Source organism: Pseudomonas sp. 10(2024) (assembly GCF_045164175.1).
Lineage (GTDB): Bacteria > Pseudomonadota > Gammaproteobacteria > Pseudomonadales > Pseudomonadaceae > Aquipseudomonas > Aquipseudomonas alloputida.
Map to the genome: position 1 here is coordinate 2565115 of NZ_CP174006.1, position 16755 is coordinate 2581869.

20 protein-coding genes and 1 pseudogene are annotated in these 16755 nt (G+C 61.3%); 13 read left to right on the forward strand and 8 right to left on the reverse strand.

Features of this window, described 5'->3' with window-relative positions; all coding sequences use genetic code 11:
- The 11 genes from ACI7M0_RS11430 (at nucleotide 1) to ACI7M0_RS11480 (ending at nucleotide 6815) form a co-directional block, all read left to right on the forward strand.
- The gene (locus ACI7M0_RS11430; protein ID WP_104961533.1) at nucleotides 1-543 is read left to right on the forward strand and encodes a pilus assembly protein; all 543 of its coding nucleotides are present in this window, start codon (nucleotides 1-3) and stop codon (nucleotides 541-543) included.
- Nucleotides 530-1093, forward strand: coding sequence for a type 4a pilus biogenesis protein PilO (pilO, locus tag ACI7M0_RS11435; protein WP_104961534.1), 564 nt, complete (start codon nucleotides 530-532; stop codon nucleotides 1091-1093). The genes ACI7M0_RS11430 and pilO overlap by 14 nt, the downstream gene beginning before the upstream one ends.
- Nucleotides 1093-1599, forward strand: a complete 507-nt coding sequence (locus ACI7M0_RS11440) for a hypothetical protein (RefSeq protein WP_121161598.1) — start codon at nucleotides 1093-1095, stop codon at nucleotides 1597-1599. The genes pilO and ACI7M0_RS11440 overlap by 1 nt, the downstream gene beginning before the upstream one ends.
- Nucleotides 1596-3461 carry a secretin N-terminal domain-containing protein gene (locus tag ACI7M0_RS11445; RefSeq protein WP_104961536.1) on the forward strand — a complete coding sequence of 622 codons (1866 nt, stop codon included), beginning with the start codon at nucleotides 1596-1598 and terminating at the stop codon, nucleotides 3459-3461. The genes ACI7M0_RS11440 and ACI7M0_RS11445 overlap by 4 nt, the downstream gene beginning before the upstream one ends.
- Nucleotides 3458-3937, forward strand: coding sequence for a type II secretion system protein (locus tag ACI7M0_RS11450; protein ID WP_104961537.1), 480 nt, complete (start codon nucleotides 3458-3460; stop codon nucleotides 3935-3937). The genes ACI7M0_RS11445 and ACI7M0_RS11450 overlap by 4 nt, the downstream gene beginning before the upstream one ends.
- Before the next feature lie 5 nt (nucleotides 3938-3942).
- Nucleotides 3943-4317, forward strand: a complete 375-nt coding sequence (locus ACI7M0_RS11455) for a type II secretion system protein (RefSeq protein WP_003247965.1) — start codon at nucleotides 3943-3945, stop codon at nucleotides 4315-4317.
- On the forward strand, nucleotides 4292-4819 hold the full coding sequence (locus tag ACI7M0_RS11460; RefSeq protein ID WP_014590787.1) for a type II secretion system protein: 528 nt from the start codon (nucleotides 4292-4294) through the stop codon (nucleotides 4817-4819). The genes ACI7M0_RS11455 and ACI7M0_RS11460 overlap by 26 nt, the downstream gene beginning before the upstream one ends.
- Complete coding sequence (gene csgE, locus ACI7M0_RS11465) at nucleotides 4816-5217, forward strand: curli production assembly/transport protein CsgE (protein WP_010954337.1); 402 nt, start codon at nucleotides 4816-4818, stop codon at nucleotides 5215-5217. The genes ACI7M0_RS11460 and csgE overlap by 4 nt, the downstream gene beginning before the upstream one ends.
- Nucleotides 5214-5627, forward strand: a complete 414-nt coding sequence (locus ACI7M0_RS11470; protein ID WP_003247970.1) for a curli assembly protein CsgF — start codon at nucleotides 5214-5216, stop codon at nucleotides 5625-5627. Before csgE ends, ACI7M0_RS11470 begins: the two co-directional genes overlap by 4 nt.
- A 34-nt stretch (nucleotides 5628-5661) precedes the next feature.
- Nucleotides 5662-6510 (forward strand): CsgG/HfaB family protein, encoded by an 849-nt coding sequence (locus tag ACI7M0_RS11475; protein ID WP_020191117.1) that lies wholly within the window; start codon nucleotides 5662-5664, stop codon nucleotides 6508-6510.
- A 68-nt stretch (nucleotides 6511-6578) separates the two neighbouring features.
- The gene (locus tag ACI7M0_RS11480; protein WP_003247974.1) at nucleotides 6579-6815 is read left to right on the forward strand and encodes a hypothetical protein; all 237 of its coding nucleotides are present in this window, start codon (nucleotides 6579-6581) and stop codon (nucleotides 6813-6815) included.
- Between the two features lie 245 nt (nucleotides 6816-7060).
- Here ACI7M0_RS11480 and ACI7M0_RS11485 read toward each other — a convergent pair whose 3' ends face one another.
- The 8 genes from ACI7M0_RS11485 to ACI7M0_RS11520 all read right to left on the reverse strand — a co-directional run bounded on the left by ACI7M0_RS11485 (nucleotide 7061) and on the right by ACI7M0_RS11520 (nucleotide 15474).
- Nucleotides 7061-7333, reverse strand: coding sequence for a PAAR domain-containing protein (locus ACI7M0_RS11485; protein ID WP_004574333.1), 273 nt, complete (start codon nucleotides 7331-7333; stop codon nucleotides 7061-7063).
- Between the two features lie 3 nt (nucleotides 7334-7336).
- A complete protein-coding gene (locus ACI7M0_RS11490) occupies nucleotides 7337-7858 on the reverse strand; it encodes a hypothetical protein (protein ID WP_405314591.1) in 522 nt (173 codons plus the stop codon).
- A 422-nt stretch (nucleotides 7859-8280) separates the two neighbouring features.
- Nucleotides 8281-9114, reverse strand: a complete 834-nt coding sequence (locus tag ACI7M0_RS11495; protein WP_177413924.1) for a hypothetical protein — start codon at nucleotides 9112-9114, stop codon at nucleotides 8281-8283.
- Nucleotides 9115-9156: 42 nt separating this feature from the next.
- The gene (locus ACI7M0_RS11500; protein ID WP_405314592.1) at nucleotides 9157-10095 is read right to left on the reverse strand and encodes a hypothetical protein; all 939 of its coding nucleotides are present in this window, start codon (nucleotides 10093-10095) and stop codon (nucleotides 9157-9159) included.
- A gap of 1 nt (nucleotide 10096) precedes the next feature.
- Nucleotides 10097-11866: a hypothetical protein gene (locus ACI7M0_RS11505; RefSeq protein WP_405314593.1), complete on the reverse strand. Its 1770-nt coding sequence runs from the start codon at nucleotides 11864-11866 to the stop codon at nucleotides 10097-10099.
- A 94-nt stretch (nucleotides 11867-11960) separates the two neighbouring features.
- Nucleotides 11961-12803, reverse strand: a complete 843-nt coding sequence (locus tag ACI7M0_RS11510) for a hypothetical protein (protein ID WP_129932249.1) — start codon at nucleotides 12801-12803, stop codon at nucleotides 11961-11963.
- A complete protein-coding gene (locus ACI7M0_RS11515; RefSeq protein WP_104961542.1) occupies nucleotides 12800-13375 on the reverse strand; it encodes a DUF4123 domain-containing protein in 576 nt (191 codons plus the stop codon). The genes ACI7M0_RS11510 and ACI7M0_RS11515 overlap by 4 nt, the downstream gene beginning before the upstream one ends.
- On the reverse strand, nucleotides 13372-15474 hold the full coding sequence (locus ACI7M0_RS11520; protein WP_129932248.1) for a type VI secretion system Vgr family protein: 2103 nt from the start codon (nucleotides 15472-15474) through the stop codon (nucleotides 13372-13374). The genes ACI7M0_RS11515 and ACI7M0_RS11520 overlap by 4 nt, the downstream gene beginning before the upstream one ends.
- Nucleotides 15475-15695: 221 nt before the next feature.
- Here ACI7M0_RS11520 and ACI7M0_RS11525 point away from each other — a divergent pair.
- Nucleotides 15696-16086, forward strand: a pseudogene (locus ACI7M0_RS11525) (CsgG/HfaB family protein); the annotation flags it as partial.
- 342 nt (nucleotides 16087-16428) lie between these two features.
- A complete protein-coding gene (locus tag ACI7M0_RS11530; protein WP_029380666.1) occupies nucleotides 16429-16665 on the forward strand; it encodes a hypothetical protein in 237 nt (78 codons plus the stop codon).
- The last annotated feature ends 90 nt before the right edge of the window (nucleotides 16666-16755 follow it).

Sequence of the window (16755 nt, forward strand, 5' to 3'; positions counted from 1 at the left end):
ATGCGCCGCCTCGATCTGGAATTCCAGCCACGGCGCAGCGGCCCGTTGGTTTGGTCGCTGCTCGTCCTTGCCAGCGCCATGGTCGCCGGCCTGGTGCTGCTGCAGCAACGCTTGCAGACCGAGCAAGTGGCGCTGGAAGCCAGCGTCCATAGCCTGGAACTGCAACTGGGCCGGCGCCCGGCCATCGCACAACCCAAGAACAGCGCTGCCAGCCGGGAGCAGGCTGAGCGCCTGGCGCAAATGCGCAGTGTGTCGCAGCAACTGCAACGCCCTTGGCAGCAACTGTTCGCCATGCTTGAAGCCATGCCGCAGGACGACGTCGCGCTGCTCGGCCTGACGCCGGATGCGCGCAAGGGCCAGGTGCGCATTGCCGCCGAGGCACGCAACCTCGAAGCGATGCTGCAGTACCACCAGCGGCTGGAAGCCAGCGACGAGCTCAGCGACGTGTCGCTGCTCAACCACGAGGTGCTCGCTGCGCGGCCCGAGCACCCGGTGCGCTTCACCCTCACCGCCACCTGGGAGACCGGCCATGCGCGCCCTTGAATCGTTCAGCAGCCTGATCCTCCAGGAGCGCCTGCGTGTTGTCGGCCCGGTAGGCCTGGCTGCCGTAGCCGTAGGCCTGCTCGCCATTGGCGTGGGGTGTGCCGGCGTGCTGCCGCAATGGCAAAGCGTACGCGAGCTGCGTGCCACCGAAGCGCAGGCCAGCGAACAGGTAGGGCGTGTCAAGCGGGGTGAGCTGAAGATTGCGGTCCAGCCCGAGCAGCAGGCCCTCGACAGCCTGCGCCAGCAACTGCCCGGTCAGCCCCAGGCCAGCGAGTTGATCGAGCGTCTGTACCGCCTGGCCAGCGCCGAGCGCATCAGCCTGGCCCGCGGTGAATACGCGTTGGGTATCGACCCCAAGACCGAGCTGGCCCGCTACCAGATCGTGCTGCCAGTGCGCGGCAGCTACCCGCAGATTCGTGGCTTTATCAAGGGCCTGCTCAAGCAACTGCCGACGCTGGTGCTGGAAGACCTTGAGCTGCAACGCAAGCGCATCGGCGACAGCGAGCTCAATGCCCGCCTGCGCATGACCCTTTATCTGTCGAGGTCGTGATGAACACACAACGTGCAGTCATCTGGGCCGGCTTCCTCGGCGTGAGCGCGGCGCTGGCCTGGGCACCGGACCATTGGTTTGGCCAGGACGATGGCGTCGCGGCCTTCACGGGTAAACCCGCTCCTACAACAGAAAGCGCTGCGTCCATTGTAGGCGCGGGCTTGCCCGCGAAAGGGCCGGAACAGGCCTCCCGCGACCTGTTCCCAACCCAGCAATGGACCCAACCCAAAACCCTGGCCACGGTCACCGAACAACCCGTGATGACCGCACCTGTCGTCGCCGCGGCCCCGACGGCCCCGGAACTGCCTTTCCAGTTCATCGGCCGCATGGGTGACCGCGACGACCTGCAGGTCTTCCTGCAGAGCGGCGAAAAACTCTACGTCGTGCGCCAAGGCGACGTGATCGAAGACACCTATCGCCTCGATCGGGTATCGGCCAACGAGCTGAACCTGGTCTACCTGCCTTTGCACCAGTCGCAGACCTTGTCTGTCGGGAGCGCACCATGAAGTCGTCAAAGCTGTGCAAGCCTGCTCCGTTTCTGCTCGTGGCGCTGTGCGTGGCCATTGCCGGTTGCGGCTCCAGTGCGGTTCGCCAGGACAGCGACCAGTTGATGAAAGAGGGCCAGTACGAAGCCGGTATCGCCCGCCTGGAAGAGGCCCTGCGCGATGACCCGCGTGATACAGAGCTGAATATCGCCCTGGCCCACAGCCGCCAGGCGGCGGTCGAGGCCCTGATTGGCCAGGCCGACAGCGACCGCGTCCGCCATGACTTCGCCAATGCCCGGATGGGCTACGGCCGGGTGCTCACCCTGGAGCCGAACAACCGCCGCGCCCAGGAAGGCATTCGCCAGCTGGAGCTGATCCGCACCCTGGACGAACGCATAGCGCTTGGCCAGGCGGCGCTGCGCCAGGGCGACCTGTTCGGTGCCGAACGCTACATGCGCGAAGTCTTGCGTCTGGACCCGCAGAACCAGAAGGGCATGACCCTGCGCAGCGACATCGAAAACGTGCAGGCACGCACCGCGCAGCCGTACCCGCAATTGCGCAGCAAGCTGGAGCGGCCGGTCACCCTGGAGTTTCGCGATGCCAACCTGAAGACCATCTTCGAAGTGCTGTCGCAGGTGGCCGGCATCAACTTCATCTTCGACAAGGACCTGCGGCCGGACATGAAAGCCACCATCTTCGTGCGCGAGGTGCGCATCGAGGACGCGATAGCGCTGCTGCTGGAACAAAACCAGCTGCGCCAGAAGATCGTCAACGACAACACCGTCATGGTCTACCCCGATTCGCCGCAGAAGACCAAGGACTACCAGGAACTGGTCATGCGCACGTTCTACCTGACCAGCATCGACGCCAACACCGCGTTGAACATGGTCAAGACCATGCTCAAGACCCGCGACGTGTTCGTTGACGAGCGCCTCAACACCCTGACCATGCGCGACACTTCGGACGCGGTGCGCATGGCCGAGAAGCTGCTGCAGTCGCAGGACCAGTCCAACCCCGAGGTGGTGCTGGAAGTGGAGGTGATGGAGGTGGCCACCTCGCGCATCCTCGACCTTGGCCTGCAATGGCCCAACACCTTTGGCGTGCTGAGCGACGATGGCAACCCGGTCAGCGTGCTCGACCAGCTCAAGGGCATCAATTCCAGCCGCATCAGCATTGCGCCGGCGCCGCAGGCCAAGATCAACGCCCAGGACAAGGACATCAACACCCTGGCCAGCCCGGTGATCCGCGTCAGCAACCGCGAACAGGCGCGCATCCACATCGGCCAGCGGGTGCCGATCATCAGCGCCACCTCGGTGCCGTCGACCCAAGGGCCGGTCATTACCGAGAGCGTCACCTACCTGGACGTCGGCCTGAAGCTAGAAGTGCAGCCCACCGTGCACCTGAACAACGAAGTGGCGATCAAGGTGGCGCTCGAGGTCAGCAACGCCACCCCGCTGGAGGCCACCCGCCAGGGCACCATCCCGGTCCAGGTCGACACCCGCAACGCGCAGACCAGCCTGCGCCTGCACGACGGCGAAACCCAGGTGCTGGCCGGCCTGGTGCGCAACGACCACAACGCCAGTGGCAACAAGATTCCCGGCCTTGGCGACATCCCGGGCCTGGGCCGGCTGTTCGGCAGCAACAAGGACGACATGAGCAAGAGTGAGCTGGTGCTGGCGATCACCCCGCGCATCGTGCGTAACCTGCCGTACCAGAGCCCGTCGGACATGGAGTTTTCCACGGGCACCGAGTCGGCCATGCAGGTGCGCCAGATGGCGCCACTGCCGCCGATGGACATACCTGGTAATGCGCCGACCACCGATGAACCGGTTGTGGACAGCCAGATGGCGGTCGCCCCGGTCAACGGGAGCCCCCGGCCATGAGCGCCCGGCGTCGCATGCACGGCTTCAGCCTGATCGAGGTGGTGCTGACCCTGGCACTGCTCGGCTTGCTCGCCAGCATGGCCGCGCCGCTGACCGAAACGGTGGTACGCCGCGGCAAGGAGCAGCAACTGCGCGAGGCGCTGTACCAGATTCGCGACGCCATCGATGCCTACAAGCGGGCCTTCGACGCCGGCTACATCGAGAAGCGCGTGGATAGCAGTGGCTACCCGCCGAACCTGCAGGTGCTGGTAGAGGGCGTGCGCGATGTGCGCAGTGCCAAGGGCGCCAAGTTCTACTTCCTGCGGCGCATCCCGCACGACCCGCTGGTGGCGGCAAAGGATGAAGACGAAGGCGGCTGGGGCCTGCGCGCCTACGACAGCAGCCCCGACAACCCGCGCGAGGGCGAAGACGTGTTCGACGTGTATTCCAGGGCCCGCGGCAAAGGCCTGAACAATATCCCTTACGGGCAATGGTGACAGCCATGAAACGCAGCAAAGGCTTCACCCTGATCGAACTGCTGGTGGTGATGGCGATCATCGCCACGCTGATGACCATCGCCATGCCGCGCTACTTCAACAGCCTGGAAAGCTCGCGCGAGGCCACCCTGCGTCAGAGCCTGGCAGTGCTGCGCGAGGCGCTGGACCACTACTACGGTGATACCGGCCACTACCCCGATTCGCTGGAACAACTGGTGGAACAACGTTACCTGCGCAACACGCCGGTCGACCCGATCACCGAGCGCAGCGACGCCTGGCAGCTGGTGCCGCCGCCCGAGGGTGTGGCTGGCGGCGTGGCCGACATCAAGAGCGGTGCCACAGGGAGGGCGCGTGATGGCAGCCTCTTCGCTGAATGGTAAGGCCAACGGCGGCTTCACCTACCTGGGTGTGCTGCTGCTGATTGCGGTCAGCAGCGTGGCCCTGGCGGCCACCGGCACGATCTGGGCGAGCGCCGCCCAGCGCGACCGCGAACGCCAGTTGCTGTGGGTCGGCAGCCAGTATGCCCAGGCCTTGCGCAGCTACTACCGCGCCTCGCCAGGGCTGGCCCAGTACCCCCAGGATCTGGCCGACCTGCTGCAGGACAACCGCTACCCGCAGGCCAAACGGCACATTCGCAGGCTTTACCCTGACCCGATCAGCAACAGCGACGAATGGGGCCTGCTGCGCTCGATCGATGGCCGTATCACCGGGGTGTACAGCCGCTCGGACGCCACCCCTTTCAAGCGCAGTGGCTTCAGCGCCGAATGGAGCGGGTTCGAGGGGATGGAGCACTACAGCGACTGGCAGTTCGTCGCCGAGCAGGCCTTTACCGAAAGTGCACGCGGTGTGCAGACGAATGCAGGCCCGGGAGACACACCATGAAGCGCCTGGCTGCGCTGTGCCTGGGCCTGCTGCTGATGGCAGGGGTGACCACCTGCGCCAGGGCGGGTGCTGAAGACGAGATGCAGGGCTTTATCGTCGACAACACCATCTCGCACATCGGCCACGACTTTTACTACTACTTCGCCGACCGCCTGCGTGCCACCAGCCGTCTGGACTTCAACCTGGTGGTACGCGAACGCCCCGATGCCCGCTGGGGCAGCCTGGTGACGGTGGAGTTCGAGCGTGAAGTGGTGTACCGCCGCTTCCTGCCACCGAACACCACCGAGCTCAAAGACGAGGCCGTCGCCGCCGCCGACCTGGTCAAGCAGCAGATCATTCAACGCAAGCTGCAACGCCTGCTACAGGACACCACCGACTTGGAGAGGGACGAGCTATGAACCACCGCATTCCACGTTGCATTGCCGCCTGCCTGCTGGCCAGCGCCTGTGCTGCCCAGGCCACCGAGCTGGTGTACACCCCGGTCAACCCGGCCTTTGGCGGCAACCCGTTGAACGGCACCTGGCTGCTGAACAACGCCCAGGCGCAGAACGACTACGACGACCCGGACCTCAAGGACCGTGCCTCGGCCTTTACCGGCACCACAGCCCTTGAGCGCTTCAGCAACCAGCTGGAGTCGCGGATGTTGTCGCAGTTGCTGGACAACATCAGCAACGGCAACACCGGCAGCATGGCGACCGATGCGTTTCTCATCGACGTCATCGACGATTCCGGGGCCTTGAGCATCAAGGTCACCGATCGTGCCACAGGAGAAATTTCGATCATTGAGGTCAGCGGCCTGAACCCCTGAGAGGGAAGGGCTTTTATGTTGGGGAGAGAACACCATGAAACGTCTGCTGAGCACGCTGCTGATCCTCACCGCCCTGGGCCTGCAAGGTTGTGGCCTGCGCGAACCGATGCCCGCTGAACAGGACTCGGAAACCCCGACTCTGACCCCTCGGGCCTCGACCTACTACGACCTGATCAACATGCCACGCCCCAAAGGCCGGCTGATGGCCGTGGTGTACGGCTTCCGCGACCAGACCGGGCAGTACAAGCCGACCCCGGCCAGCTCGTTTTCCACCAGCGTCACCCAAGGCGCGGCCAGCATGTTGATGGACGCCCTGAGTGCCAGCGGCTGGTTCGTGGTGCTGGAGCGTGAAGGGCTGCAGAACCTGTTGACCGAACGCAAGATCATCCGTGCATCGCAGAAAAAGCCGGATGTAGCGGAAAACATCATGGGCGAACTGCCCCCGTTGCAGGCCGCCAACCTGATGCTCGAAGGCGGCATCATCGCCTACGACACCAACGTGCGCAGCGGCGGCGAGGGCGCCCGCTACCTGGGGATCGACATCTCTCGCGAGTACCGGGTGGACCAGGTCACCGTCAACCTGCGCGCCGTGGACGTGCGCACCGGGCAGGTGCTGGCCAACGTGATGACCAGCAAGACCATCTACTCGGTGGGGCGCAGTGCCGGGGTGTTCAAGTTCATCGAGTTCAAGAAACTGCTGGAAGCCGAGGTGGGGTATACCACCAATGAACCGGCGCAGTTGTGCGTGCTGTCGGCGATCGAAGCGGCGGTGGGGCATTTGCTGGCGCAGGGGATCGAGCGGCGGCTGTGGCAGGTGGCGGGGGATCCAGCTGATGGCAAGGCCACGGTGGACAAGTTCTTGAGCCAGAATCTGCAGCCTTGAAGCAGGTTCAACGGCACCTGCGCGGTCGATGTGTGGGCCTTGTGTCGCGATAATGCAGCCATCCACCGTTGTTCGCCGTTCGTTCGGGCGTGGATTACGAAGATGCGTTGGTGCACCTGTCCACGCTGCTGAAAGGGGCGTTTGCGACCAACCTCAAGGCGCTGGAACTGGCCAAGGGCACCTGCCGTGATCTGTTGTTGAGCAATGACCATGGGTTGGATTCGGCCAAGGCGGTGGTGGAGGCGTTGCTGGATGGGGTGGAAAGGCAACCGTTGGCCGGGCGCGGGAATGCGGTGCAGGACTGAGGGCGGGGCGTCCAGCTGCTTGGTGATCGGGATTGGGCGCCTGTAAGATCGAACGCCGCCCGCGCGGCAAGCCCGCACGCATTTGTTTCGGTCCGGCCACTTCTGTGTGGTTATCTTTATCCGCCTCGTTTGTCCGATCCGATATCGAGGGTTGCTCCGCTGATTGTCAGGTGAGGGCGCATTGGCAAAAGATTAATTGGCCCGAAACCAATGTGTGGAACAAGCCCCGAAGATCCGCTGCGCGCTCATTCATCTTTGGCGTAAGGTCCCGAGCAGGTGGATGAAACCCTGCATCCACACGCAAGCTCTGCCGGCTCGAACACCAACGCAATACCATTGCACAGCACACCGCGATCACCGCCAGATACCAGTGCAAATGTCCCACCATGAAGCGGGCAGGGCGCATGATCACCAAGGATGCATTGCGGCCGCCCGTTGACAACCATCCCGCTTCCTTCCCCCATCCGGCCTCCGCCACTGTGAGGGTCGCCTTTGCGAATTGCGCCTTTTCTGGACATCGCTCAATCCTCTGCACTGTTCTGCACGACGGCTTCGTAAAGCCCAGCCGGTACGGCATCGGGATCATACTTGCAGGCCGCAGCCAGTAAACGCATCAGTAACTCATCCGGCTCGAAGCGCATGCCTGGCGGGCAGGTCAGCTGAGCGTAGGGCGTCTTCATCAGTGGGTGGTCGATGGAAGGGTTTGGCAGGCCCATCGAGCGCCGCAGGTTGAGAATGGCGAGGATTTCGGCAGGGTAGACGGCTTCAAAGGGCGAGCCGAACTCGAAGTTGCCGGAGTCGAGTTCGCGGGAAGTCAGGGCGATGCGTTCAACGTGGATATCGCAGGCGGTGACCAGCATCGGCATCAGCTTGTCGGGGTCGGGCTCGCGCCAGTGAGCGACCAGCTGGCCCCAGGCAGGGTCGCGGGGCAGGGCGTGTTTGTCGAGGTCTAGCGGTTTGTCTAGCCAGTCGCCGATGATGCTCAGGCCGAAGGCGGCGTAACGTAGCGTGGTGCCAATCGGTGGATTGTGACCATCTCTCACACCGTAGCCATTGTTAATGCCGGAGAAGACTGCATCATGGCAAGGTACTACCACCGTAAATTGTCCGGTTGCCAAGGCGCATAGCATTACATGGGTGATGCCATCCAGATCATCAAGGCCGGTTCGGGAAGTGCCTTTAAGATTCTCGACGATTACGCTGTTTCCTACTAATAGCCTCAATACGCCCGTAGCCAGTGTTTGGTGCGCTTTCGCGTATGGGTTTTCAGCGGCTTGGAGTAGACTGTCTCCTATGCTATTCATGCCGAGCCGGAACACTTCGTCGGCGGCAATAGCGATGCTGTCATTCCCTTGTATGTAATCAGTGATTCTGCGTCTTTCAAGTGATGCGTCAGATGATGCCCAATCGCGAATGTTTCTGAGGCTACTGGTTAGTCGAGATCTAGAGGTTGATGCCATTTTCGTCACCAGGTATTTATCTGAATTCCGGTCGAGTTGCCCGCAACCTTGTTTAGCTGTCCGCTAGGAGCAAGAAACACCTGCGCGTGAAGGTATGAGATTTTTCCGCTGCTCATTGCATTGCGCAGATGTGTTGCTTTGGCTGCAATCTCAGGCATTGCTACCTTCAGGTTGTCGATGTTCCAGCCTCCCTTCCTTCGTGCTATCAGTCTTTGTATACGCTCCACATTCGCACTTCCGCCGGCCATTTGTGTGTTCAGGAACCCAGGCGTCCTGCTTTTTCCAAGGGTCGTCTTCACTTCTATCACCAACAACGTTCCCGCCTCGAACTTCAGCTCGTTCAGCGGCGCCGTGCCTTTCAGCCCATCAATGTGATGGCGCATTTCCTGCGTCGGGCCGACGCTGTGCTGGATCAGTGCCACCAGCCGGTCCCGCAGGGTGGTGGCCATGAAGGCGTAGTCGGCCTTGCCGCCGACCACGTCGAGTGCGACCTGGCCGGCATTGCGGTCTACCGAGCGAAGTTCGCGGGCAGTGGCCGATAGCTCACCTTCGCGGGTGCGGCGCTGGATGCGGGTTTCCAGTACGGTGACTTCGCCAGCGCTGCGGTTGCCCATGCGCACGGTAGTGATACTCCCGGGCCGCAGCTTGTGCATCCACCAGCGGGCGCCGGCCATGGCAGCCGGCAGCAGCAAGGCCAGGCTGATGGCCATGAACACTTGCTTGCCACGTGCCTCGGCGGTGTCTACGTGAGTGAAGGTGGCGAAGTAGATCTTGTGGTCGGTGAACAGAAAATTGCTGTGCAGGGTGAAGCCGAAGCCTTCCTGGTTGCGCTTGCCCATGTGGACTCGGCAATCTTTTATTGCGGCTGCTCTGGATATCGCTCAATCCTCTGCACTGTTCTGCACGACGGCTTCGTAAAGCCCAGCCGGTACGGCATCGGGATCATACTTGCAGGCCGCAGCCAGGAAACTCATCAGTAACTCATCCGGCTCGAAGCGCATGCCTGGCGGGCAAGTCAGCTGAGCGTAGGGCGTCTTCATCAGTGGGTGGTCGATGGAAGGGTTTGGCAGGCCCATCGAGCGCCGCAGGTTGAGAATGGCGAGGATTTCGGCAGGGTAGACGGCTTCAAAGGGCGACCCGAATTCGAAGCTGCCGGAGTCGAGTTCGCGGGAAGTCAGGGCGATGCGTTCAACGTGGGTATCGCAGGCGGTGACCAGCATCGGCATCAGCTTGTTGGGGTCGGGCTCGCGCCAGTGAGCGACCAGCTGGCCCCAGGCAGGGTCGCGGGGCAGGGCGTGTTTGTCGAGGTCTAGCGGTTTGTCTAGCCAGTCGCCGATGATGGTCAGGCCAAAAGCGGCGTAACGTAGGGTGGTGCCGATGGGCAACGCGTGGCCATCGCGGATGCCGTATCCGTTTTGAATACCCGCAAGCACAGCTTGGTGAAAGGGCTCAATCAGCGCGAATTGGCCGATCGCGAGTGTGCATAACATGAGGTGAGCGATTCCGTCCAGGTCGCCGACAGCGTGATCTTCAGTACCCTCAAGTCGTTGGACTTGGATCGCTTCAGCGACCAACATTTTTGTGATGCCGTGAACAAAAACCGGCGAAGCCGGCCCGAATGGATGCTGCGGTGCAATCTGTAGCCCTTTTCCAATATTATTCATGCCTGCTCTGAATACTTGGTTGCAAGCGAGGCCAATGGTTTTCCCAGTGGCGAGGTAGGAAGTCAATAGGTCTTTCCTTACGAAAAGATCTTGTTTGGCCCAGTCATTTATTGTTTTAAGGCTGATTTTAAGTTTGTCTTTTAGCTGTTTGCTCATATCAATTCCAGAGATTCAATTGTATTCCGTTTCGGGCTCCGGCAACGCTGCTTAAATGGCCTGTCGAGTCAAAAAAAACTTGAGCATGCAGGTATGAAATCTTTCGTGAATCCAAGTTGTTCTCTATCGCATGGTGCTTCGTAAGAATGGTCGGGTCAGCTTGGATCAGGCTTTCTCCCCAACCCTGCCTTTTCTTGCGAATCAAGTCCTGTATGCGCTCCAGGTTGGCTCTTCCTCCTGCTTTTTGAGTACTGGTAAAACCTGGCGTCTTCGTCTTGCCCAACGTAGCTTTAACTTCTATCACCAACAACGTTCCCGCCTCGAACTTCAGCTCGTTCAGCGGCGCCGTGCCTTTCAGCCCATCAATGTGATGGCGCATTTCCTGCGTCGTCGGATTTCGTACCGTCATCGAAGGCGGAGGCGGTACGTACACCAGCATGTCGATGCCTTGGTCGCTCTTGTTCTTCAAGCCGAACTGGCTGGGCCGGGAGGGGTGGGTACTCATGCCGAGGATGTTTTCGGGCTTGACCTTCCAGTGACTGACCAGGGCCGCTGCCAAGGCTTCTTCGCCGGCATCGGCGACGACGCGGGTCAGGCTACCGCCCATACGCACTGGGCCGACGCTGTGCTGGATCAGTGCCACCAGCCGGTCACGCAGGGTGGTGGCCATGAAGGCGTAGTCGGCCTTGCCGCCGACCACGTCGAGTGCGACCTGGCTGGCATTGCGGTCTACCGAGTGCAGTTCGCGGGCAGTGACCGATAGCTCACCTTCGCGGGTGCGGCGCTGGATGCGGGTTTCCAGTACGGTGACTTCGCCAGCGCTGCGGTTGCCCAGACGACGGACGTCTTCTTGCGACAGTGCGGCGTTGTCCAGGCGCACGGTAGTGATACTGCCGGGCCGCAGCTTGTGCATCAGCCAGCGGGCGCCGCCCATGGCGGCCGGCAGCAGCAAGGCCAGATTGATGGCCATGAACACTTGCTTGCCACGTGCCTCGGCGGTGTCCGGGTTGGCCAGGCGCGCCAGGTCGGTGAAGAACTGCTCGCCGATACTCAGGCCTTCGCCGGTGATCATGCGGCTGCTGCCATCGATCATGGCGTCTGCTGCCAGGGCGGCTTCCAGGGCGACGAAAGCATAGCGGCCGCGGGTGAGGGCACCCTTGACACCCCGCACCACAGGGATGACTGCCAGAAGCCCGAGGGCGAATTCGCCCGCACCGATAACGCCTTGCCACAGGCGTGCGCGGCCCTTGGCTTCGGCATAGTGGCGGGCCAGCTGTTCGCAGGCCAGGTTGATTGGGAACAGGCCGCTGGGTGTGTGCCAGGTGTAGGGTGGACTGATGCGCTGGGTGCCGTGCTCGTCGATGTATTCTTCCCGTTGCGCTTCGCGCCACTCTACGTGGGTGAAGGTGGCGAAGTAGATCTTGTGGTCGGTGAACAGGAAATTGCTGTGCAGGGTGAAGCCGAAGCCTTGCTGGTCGCGCTTGCCCATGTGGTCGAGTACTGGCGGGGCCAGTTCGTCCAGGCGGATTTCATCGTCGATGCATACCAATTGCAGCTTTTCGCGAGCGGCAAAGGCGTAAAAATCTGCCAGCCAGGCATTGCCCAGCGTATCGCCAGCATGTTCCAGCACTTGCTGGAGGAAGGTGTCGCGGTGATTGCGTACTGGGTCGCGGATCCAGGGGTTGTTGCGAAACCAAGCGGGGCCAACGCCGTTCTGCGACGGAATGCCCAGTACCTGGTCGCAGCCATCACCACCGTCGAGCGAAAACATTGCACCGGGAAGAGAGCACGGCACGCAAATGTCTGGAGGAATGGGTAGCGCTCCGTTGAGTGCGGCATGACTCAAGGCTTGTAAAGCAGATGATTCAAACATGCGGGCTCGGCTCCTTGAGTGCCTGTTGATGAGCTGCAAGTTGACTTGCCAACGCGTGGCGTCGCTCGCTGGGCGAGTCGGTGGCCTCCAGCGACTTCACCCAGGGAGTGAACAAAGGGTTGAGGAAGAAGTAACGACCGAATGCTATGGCCAGGAGGACATGCAGCAGCACTCGGTTGCGGGACAATTGGGGCAGCTTGTGCAGGTCGTCGGAGGGCTGCGGTAGCCGTTTGCCGTAATAGCGATAGGCGCGGATTTCGTTTCCGTTAAGCTCCACGTGGTTGATGACGGGCAGCGCATAGCGGCTGCAGGCATCCGACTCATAGCGGCAATAGCACGCATGATATGCGTCTTCAGGTACGCCACGCAGGGCCATCAGTTGTTCCAGCGATCGCCACCGGCGGTCTTGGTCGCGGTCGTCGTCGGTCCAGCGCAACATCCCCAGTGTGATGTCGTGCATGGGGGTAAGCTGACGCTCCCACCGTGAACGGTGATTTGCCGCCTGCATGGTCAGCAGGTCAAGTTGCTCATTCTGGGTGAGGCCAGGTGCTTGTCTGATTGACCACACCGATTCGCACGCGGGATCGGCCCACCACCCCAGGCCTAACAATAAATGGCTGAGCACGAGCAAGCTGTACTCCTTGCCGCAGGTGTAACCGTTTTTGCTGACGAGCGCCCCCGCTTTGGCTACGAAGGGAGGAACATCCTCGCCGCGGGTATGAAAGCGTGGAAGCGAACCATTCAACGTCTCTAGCAGGAAGTCAGACAGCCTGCGGTTGGTTGACCACAGTACCGCCCCTTTTAGTGCATCCAGATCCAGACTTTGCAGAATCATCCCGACACCTCATGGCGCAGTGGCAGCCAAGCCAGGCAGCCCTCCCGTTCGCTGCCATGTTCTGCTTGCTCAAACAGCGGCTGTGCGCCGAGCGCAAGCCCGGTGCGCGCATCGTGGAAATAGAGCCTGCGTACCCGTCCGTTGTCGAACAGCCGGCCCAGGATGTCTGGACGGTAGGTCAGTGAGGCGACGTACAGGCTTAATGATTGGGGGTCACCAAGCCTCAAAAAATAACGACGTCGTCCTGCCTGAGCTTTGCCAAAGCGGCGCAGGTGCCGTGCGAGCGCTTCAAGGGGCAAGGCGGCTTCGATCACGGTACCGGTGAAACGCCCCTTCAGTCCGCCTAGCCACGCGTCCACTTCGCTGCCCGCGATCAGTTGGAACAGTATTGGGGCATGCCTCTCCAACCCGGCGTCATATTCCAGATACCAAAGGCTGTGGTGTTGGCTGGCATGAAACTCCAGCCTACCCAGCAGGTCCGGATTGGCCGACGCTTCGGCAAGCACGAACAGGCTTGCGTTCACGGTCCCCGTGCACAGGCTTCCCTCAGTTAGTTGGCGGTGCAGGCTCATGCGTCATCCTCACCGGCAAAAGGGCACTCTTCGATCAGCGGCGAGCCCTCGCGGACAGCGGCTTCGATGGCATCGAGTTGGGCCTGTACCGGTGTCTGGTAGGTGACGTTGCCTTTGAAGCGGATGTTGGGCGCTTCGATGGTGATGCCATCGGCATCGAAAATGATCTTGCCGCTCGGACCACGGATGTGGATCCGTTCCGTACCCTGAAGCATGTACGCCCGGGTCAACAGGCGTTGCGCCGTGCGGGCCTCAATGGCACGCGTGCCTTCGATGACAAGTGACTGGTCGCCGCCGATGTTCAGGCTGTGGTCGGCGGTGATCTTGGTGCGGCTTGAGTTACCGACCGTGTGGATGTCGTTGCGGTCGATCCTGGTGAAACGGTCCTGGTGAACATGATCGCGGCGGTCCCGGCCTGTTTCGATTGATTCGTCACGCGCAATGCTGGTGGTGTGGTCCCGGCCTGTTGCAGTGGCGCGGTCGTTACCGACATTGAGGGTCTGATCGTGCTTGACCTTGGTGTTCATATCCCTTTCTGCATGCATGAACACTTCTTGGCGACCCAGTTCATCTTCGAATCGCAATTCGTTGAAGCCATTGCCCTTGTGGGTCTGGCTCTTGATGGTCATGCGGGTCTTGTGTTCCGGCAGGTCATAGGGCGGCAGTTGATCCCCGCAGTAGGTGCGTCCGGTGATCATTGGTTGGTCGGGGTCGGCGTTGACGTATTGGATGATCACATCCTGGCCGATGCGCGGGATGGCCATCGAGCCCCAGCTGCCCCCAGCCCAGCTTTGCGACACGCGTACCCAGCAGGAGCTGAACTCATTGTTGTTGCTTTCCCGATCCCATGGGAAGCTGACCTTGACCCGCCCCCATTCGTCGCAATAGATCTCTTCGCCGGTTGGACCGACAACGGTAGCCATCTGCGGGCCATCGATACGAGGCCTGTCCAGCGGCGCGGGTCGCCATTCGATTCGGCCGGGCACCAGCACGGCTTCCTGTGTGTAGCGTGTACTCTGATCGGCACCGCTTGCTTCTTCCTGCAGACTGGTGAATTGGCTGCCTTCATGGTGCACACGCATCACGCGCCAGTGTGCGTTGAGATCTTTGCGGGGATGTTCGAAAAGGGTGAAACCCAGGCCGGGCTGCAGCCGTACATCGTCGCCTTCAACCTCCGCAATGCAGGCATCATGACGCAGGGCGGTGAGACGGTTGGCTGTGAAGGGCACGCCAACCGCATCACGCTTGTAACGGCCGGGGTAGTCGAAACGCTCATAGTTCCGGGACTGATGGGTGATACGACTGTCGGATGCTCGATGTTCCTGCCGATACTGTGGGTTAGTAAAGGTGTAGTCACGTTGCACCTGCCGCGCAGTACGAACCTGTTCGCTGTAACGCAGGCGCTTCAGGCAAGGCCTGGCCTGATCGCCACCGCCCATGGCCCGGTACAGTACCTGGTCGGGACCGACCTCGTCCTGTTCGAAAAAGCCTTCATTGTCTTCATCGGCAGTTGTTGCCCATCGGCTGATCTGTCCCAGCGTCAGTAGCCGGTCGGTGATGACCAGCTGATGGTGTTTCGGCGTGTGCTCGAAGCAATAGACGAAACCCTCTTCGCCCGCCAGGCGGGCGATGAAATGGAGGTCGGTTTCACCGGCCTGCACACAGAACTCGCGTACCTGGTGCTCACCGATGCTCCTGATTTCATAACGGCTGATGCCTTGACGCTGCAGCATCAGTTCAAGGATTTGCGGTACGGTTTTTTGCTGGAAGATGCGCCAGTTTGAACGCAACTCGGCCCGGGCCAGCGTCGGCTCGACCAAGGCGTGGTAACGAGTGCGGTAAAAACCGGTTTCGCCCTGGCTGAACGTGCTGATCAGACCGTGCACGAAGCGCAGTGGGCGTTGCCCTTTCCAAATAGTGAACAGCGCCGGTTTATCGAGCAAATTACCGAAGTCGGCGTCATCCTCGTGACTGATCAATTCCAGCCTCAGCTGGAAGGGTGCGCTGATGGCTTCGTCAAGTTCGAATGAAACCACCTCGAATTCATGGTCACCGGCCAAGGGCTGGAAGCTGAAGCGCAGATCGGATTGTCGGTACATGGCATGTCCTTGATGCGCGGGGCACAGCCCTGTGGGCGCTGCAACGTGGAGTAGCGTTCAGGGTGAGGGTGTACTGGAAGGGTACGAGCGCCGTGGAGGGATGGAAATAAACGGGGTGTTGATGATTTGGCGACAAGTAGGAAGCTTCTGATACTTGTAACTCAGTGTTTATCTTCCTTGCTCAACCCTAACGGGCTCCATCAACCAGATGAGGCCCAACCGACACCAACGTGCGCAGCGGCGGCGAAGGTGCCCGCTACCTGGGGATCGACATCTCCGGCGAGTACCGGGTGGACCAGGTCACCGTCAACCTGCGCGCTGTGGACGTGCGCACGGCAGGTGCTGGCCAACGTGATGACCAGCAAGACCATCGACTCGGTAGGGCGCAGTGCCGGCGTGTTCAAGTTCATCGAGTTCAAGAAACTGCTGGAAGCCGAGGTGGGGAATACCACCAATGAACCGGCGCAGTTGTGCGTGCTGTCGGCGATCGAAGCGGCGGTGGGGCATTTGCTGGCGCAGGGGATCGAGCGGCGGCTGTGGCAGGTGGCCAGGAGTGCGATCAGGCAACAGAAGTGTTACTGCGCATGCCCTCAGCTTGAAACCCTTCCCTGACCTCGGTAGTCTTTGCCCGCTGCTGTCAATCCAGCAGTCGGGTTTGGTCACCCGCAATCATCAAGGCGCACAAGCGCCCGCTCTGCGATACAGTTGGCGCTTTTTTGTGCCCGGCTGTTTCGTTTTATGGCGGCTGTGCGTGGGGCGCCTCCGTGCGCGCCGGTTTCCTTGATTCCCGGTTGACCAACCCGCGTACAGTCGCCACCCATTCGTTTGGTCACGTTGTGTGGCGACTCCAGTGAATCAAGGAGCGACACAATGACAAAAGGCTTACCTGATCCTCCTGTACGCGCCACCACGGCGGCCTCCAGTTTCTCCACCTGCGAATGCAGCCATCCACCATTGTTCGCCGTTCGTTCGGGCGTGGATTACGAAGATGCGCTGGTGCACCTGTCCACGCTGCTGAAAGGGGCGTTTGCGACCAACCTCAAGGCGCTGGAACTGGCCAAGGGCACCTGCCGTGATCTGTTGTTGAGCAATGACCATGGGTTGGATTCGGCCAAGGCGGTGGTGGAGGCGTTGCTGGATGGGGTGGAGAGGCAGCAGCTGGCTGGGCGGAAGGCGGCGTCGAGTGCCTGACGGGGCTTGGCTATTGGTGATATCGATCGATATCCCTGATTGACCTCGAGGGCCTCTTCGCGGGCTCGCCCGCTCCCACAGGTACAGCGC

Excerpts from the sequence above, each read along its gene's own strand:
- ACI7M0_RS11430 (WP_104961533.1), top strand. The coding sequence starts at position 1 with ATGCGCCGCCTCGATCTGGAATTCCAGCCACGGCGCAGCGGCCCGTTG.
- pilO (WP_104961534.1), top strand. The coding sequence starts at position 530 with ATGCGCGCCCTTGAATCGTTCAGCAGCCTGATCCTCCAGGAGCGCCTG.
- ACI7M0_RS11440 (WP_121161598.1), top strand. The coding sequence starts at position 1,093 with ATGAACACACAACGTGCAGTCATCTGGGCCGGCTTCCTCGGCGTGAGC.
- ACI7M0_RS11445 (WP_104961536.1), top strand. The coding sequence starts at position 1,596 with ATGAAGTCGTCAAAGCTGTGCAAGCCTGCTCCGTTTCTGCTCGTGGCG.
- ACI7M0_RS11450 (WP_104961537.1), top strand. The coding sequence starts at position 3,458 with ATGAGCGCCCGGCGTCGCATGCACGGCTTCAGCCTGATCGAGGTGGTG.
- ACI7M0_RS11455 (WP_003247965.1), top strand. The coding sequence starts at position 3,943 with ATGAAACGCAGCAAAGGCTTCACCCTGATCGAACTGCTGGTGGTGATG.
- ACI7M0_RS11460 (WP_014590787.1), top strand. The coding sequence starts at position 4,292 with ATGGCAGCCTCTTCGCTGAATGGTAAGGCCAACGGCGGCTTCACCTAC.
- csgE (WP_010954337.1), top strand. The coding sequence starts at position 4,816 with ATGAAGCGCCTGGCTGCGCTGTGCCTGGGCCTGCTGCTGATGGCAGGG.
- ACI7M0_RS11470 (WP_003247970.1), top strand. The coding sequence starts at position 5,214 with ATGAACCACCGCATTCCACGTTGCATTGCCGCCTGCCTGCTGGCCAGC.
- ACI7M0_RS11475 (WP_020191117.1), top strand. The coding sequence starts at position 5,662 with ATGAAACGTCTGCTGAGCACGCTGCTGATCCTCACCGCCCTGGGCCTG.
- ACI7M0_RS11485 (WP_004574333.1), bottom strand. The coding sequence starts at position 7,333 with ATGTCCAGAAAAGGCGCAATTCGCAAAGGCGACCCTCACAGTGGCGGA.
- ACI7M0_RS11495 (WP_177413924.1), bottom strand. The coding sequence starts at position 9,114 with ATGGGCAAGCGCAACCAGGAAGGCTTCGGCTTCACCCTGCACAGCAAT.
- ACI7M0_RS11500 (WP_405314592.1), bottom strand. The coding sequence starts at position 10,095 with ATGAGCAAACAGCTAAAAGACAAACTTAAAATCAGCCTTAAAACAATA.
- ACI7M0_RS11505 (WP_405314593.1), bottom strand. The coding sequence starts at position 11,866 with ATGTTTTCGCTCGACGGTGGTGATGGCTGCGACCAGGTACTGGGCATT.
- ACI7M0_RS11510 (WP_129932249.1), bottom strand. The coding sequence starts at position 12,803 with ATGATTCTGCAAAGTCTGGATCTGGATGCACTAAAAGGGGCGGTACTG.
- ACI7M0_RS11515 (WP_104961542.1), bottom strand. The coding sequence starts at position 13,375 with ATGAGCCTGCACCGCCAACTAACTGAGGGAAGCCTGTGCACGGGGACC.
- ACI7M0_RS11520 (WP_129932248.1), bottom strand. The coding sequence starts at position 15,474 with ATGTACCGACAATCCGATCTGCGCTTCAGCTTCCAGCCCTTGGCCGGT.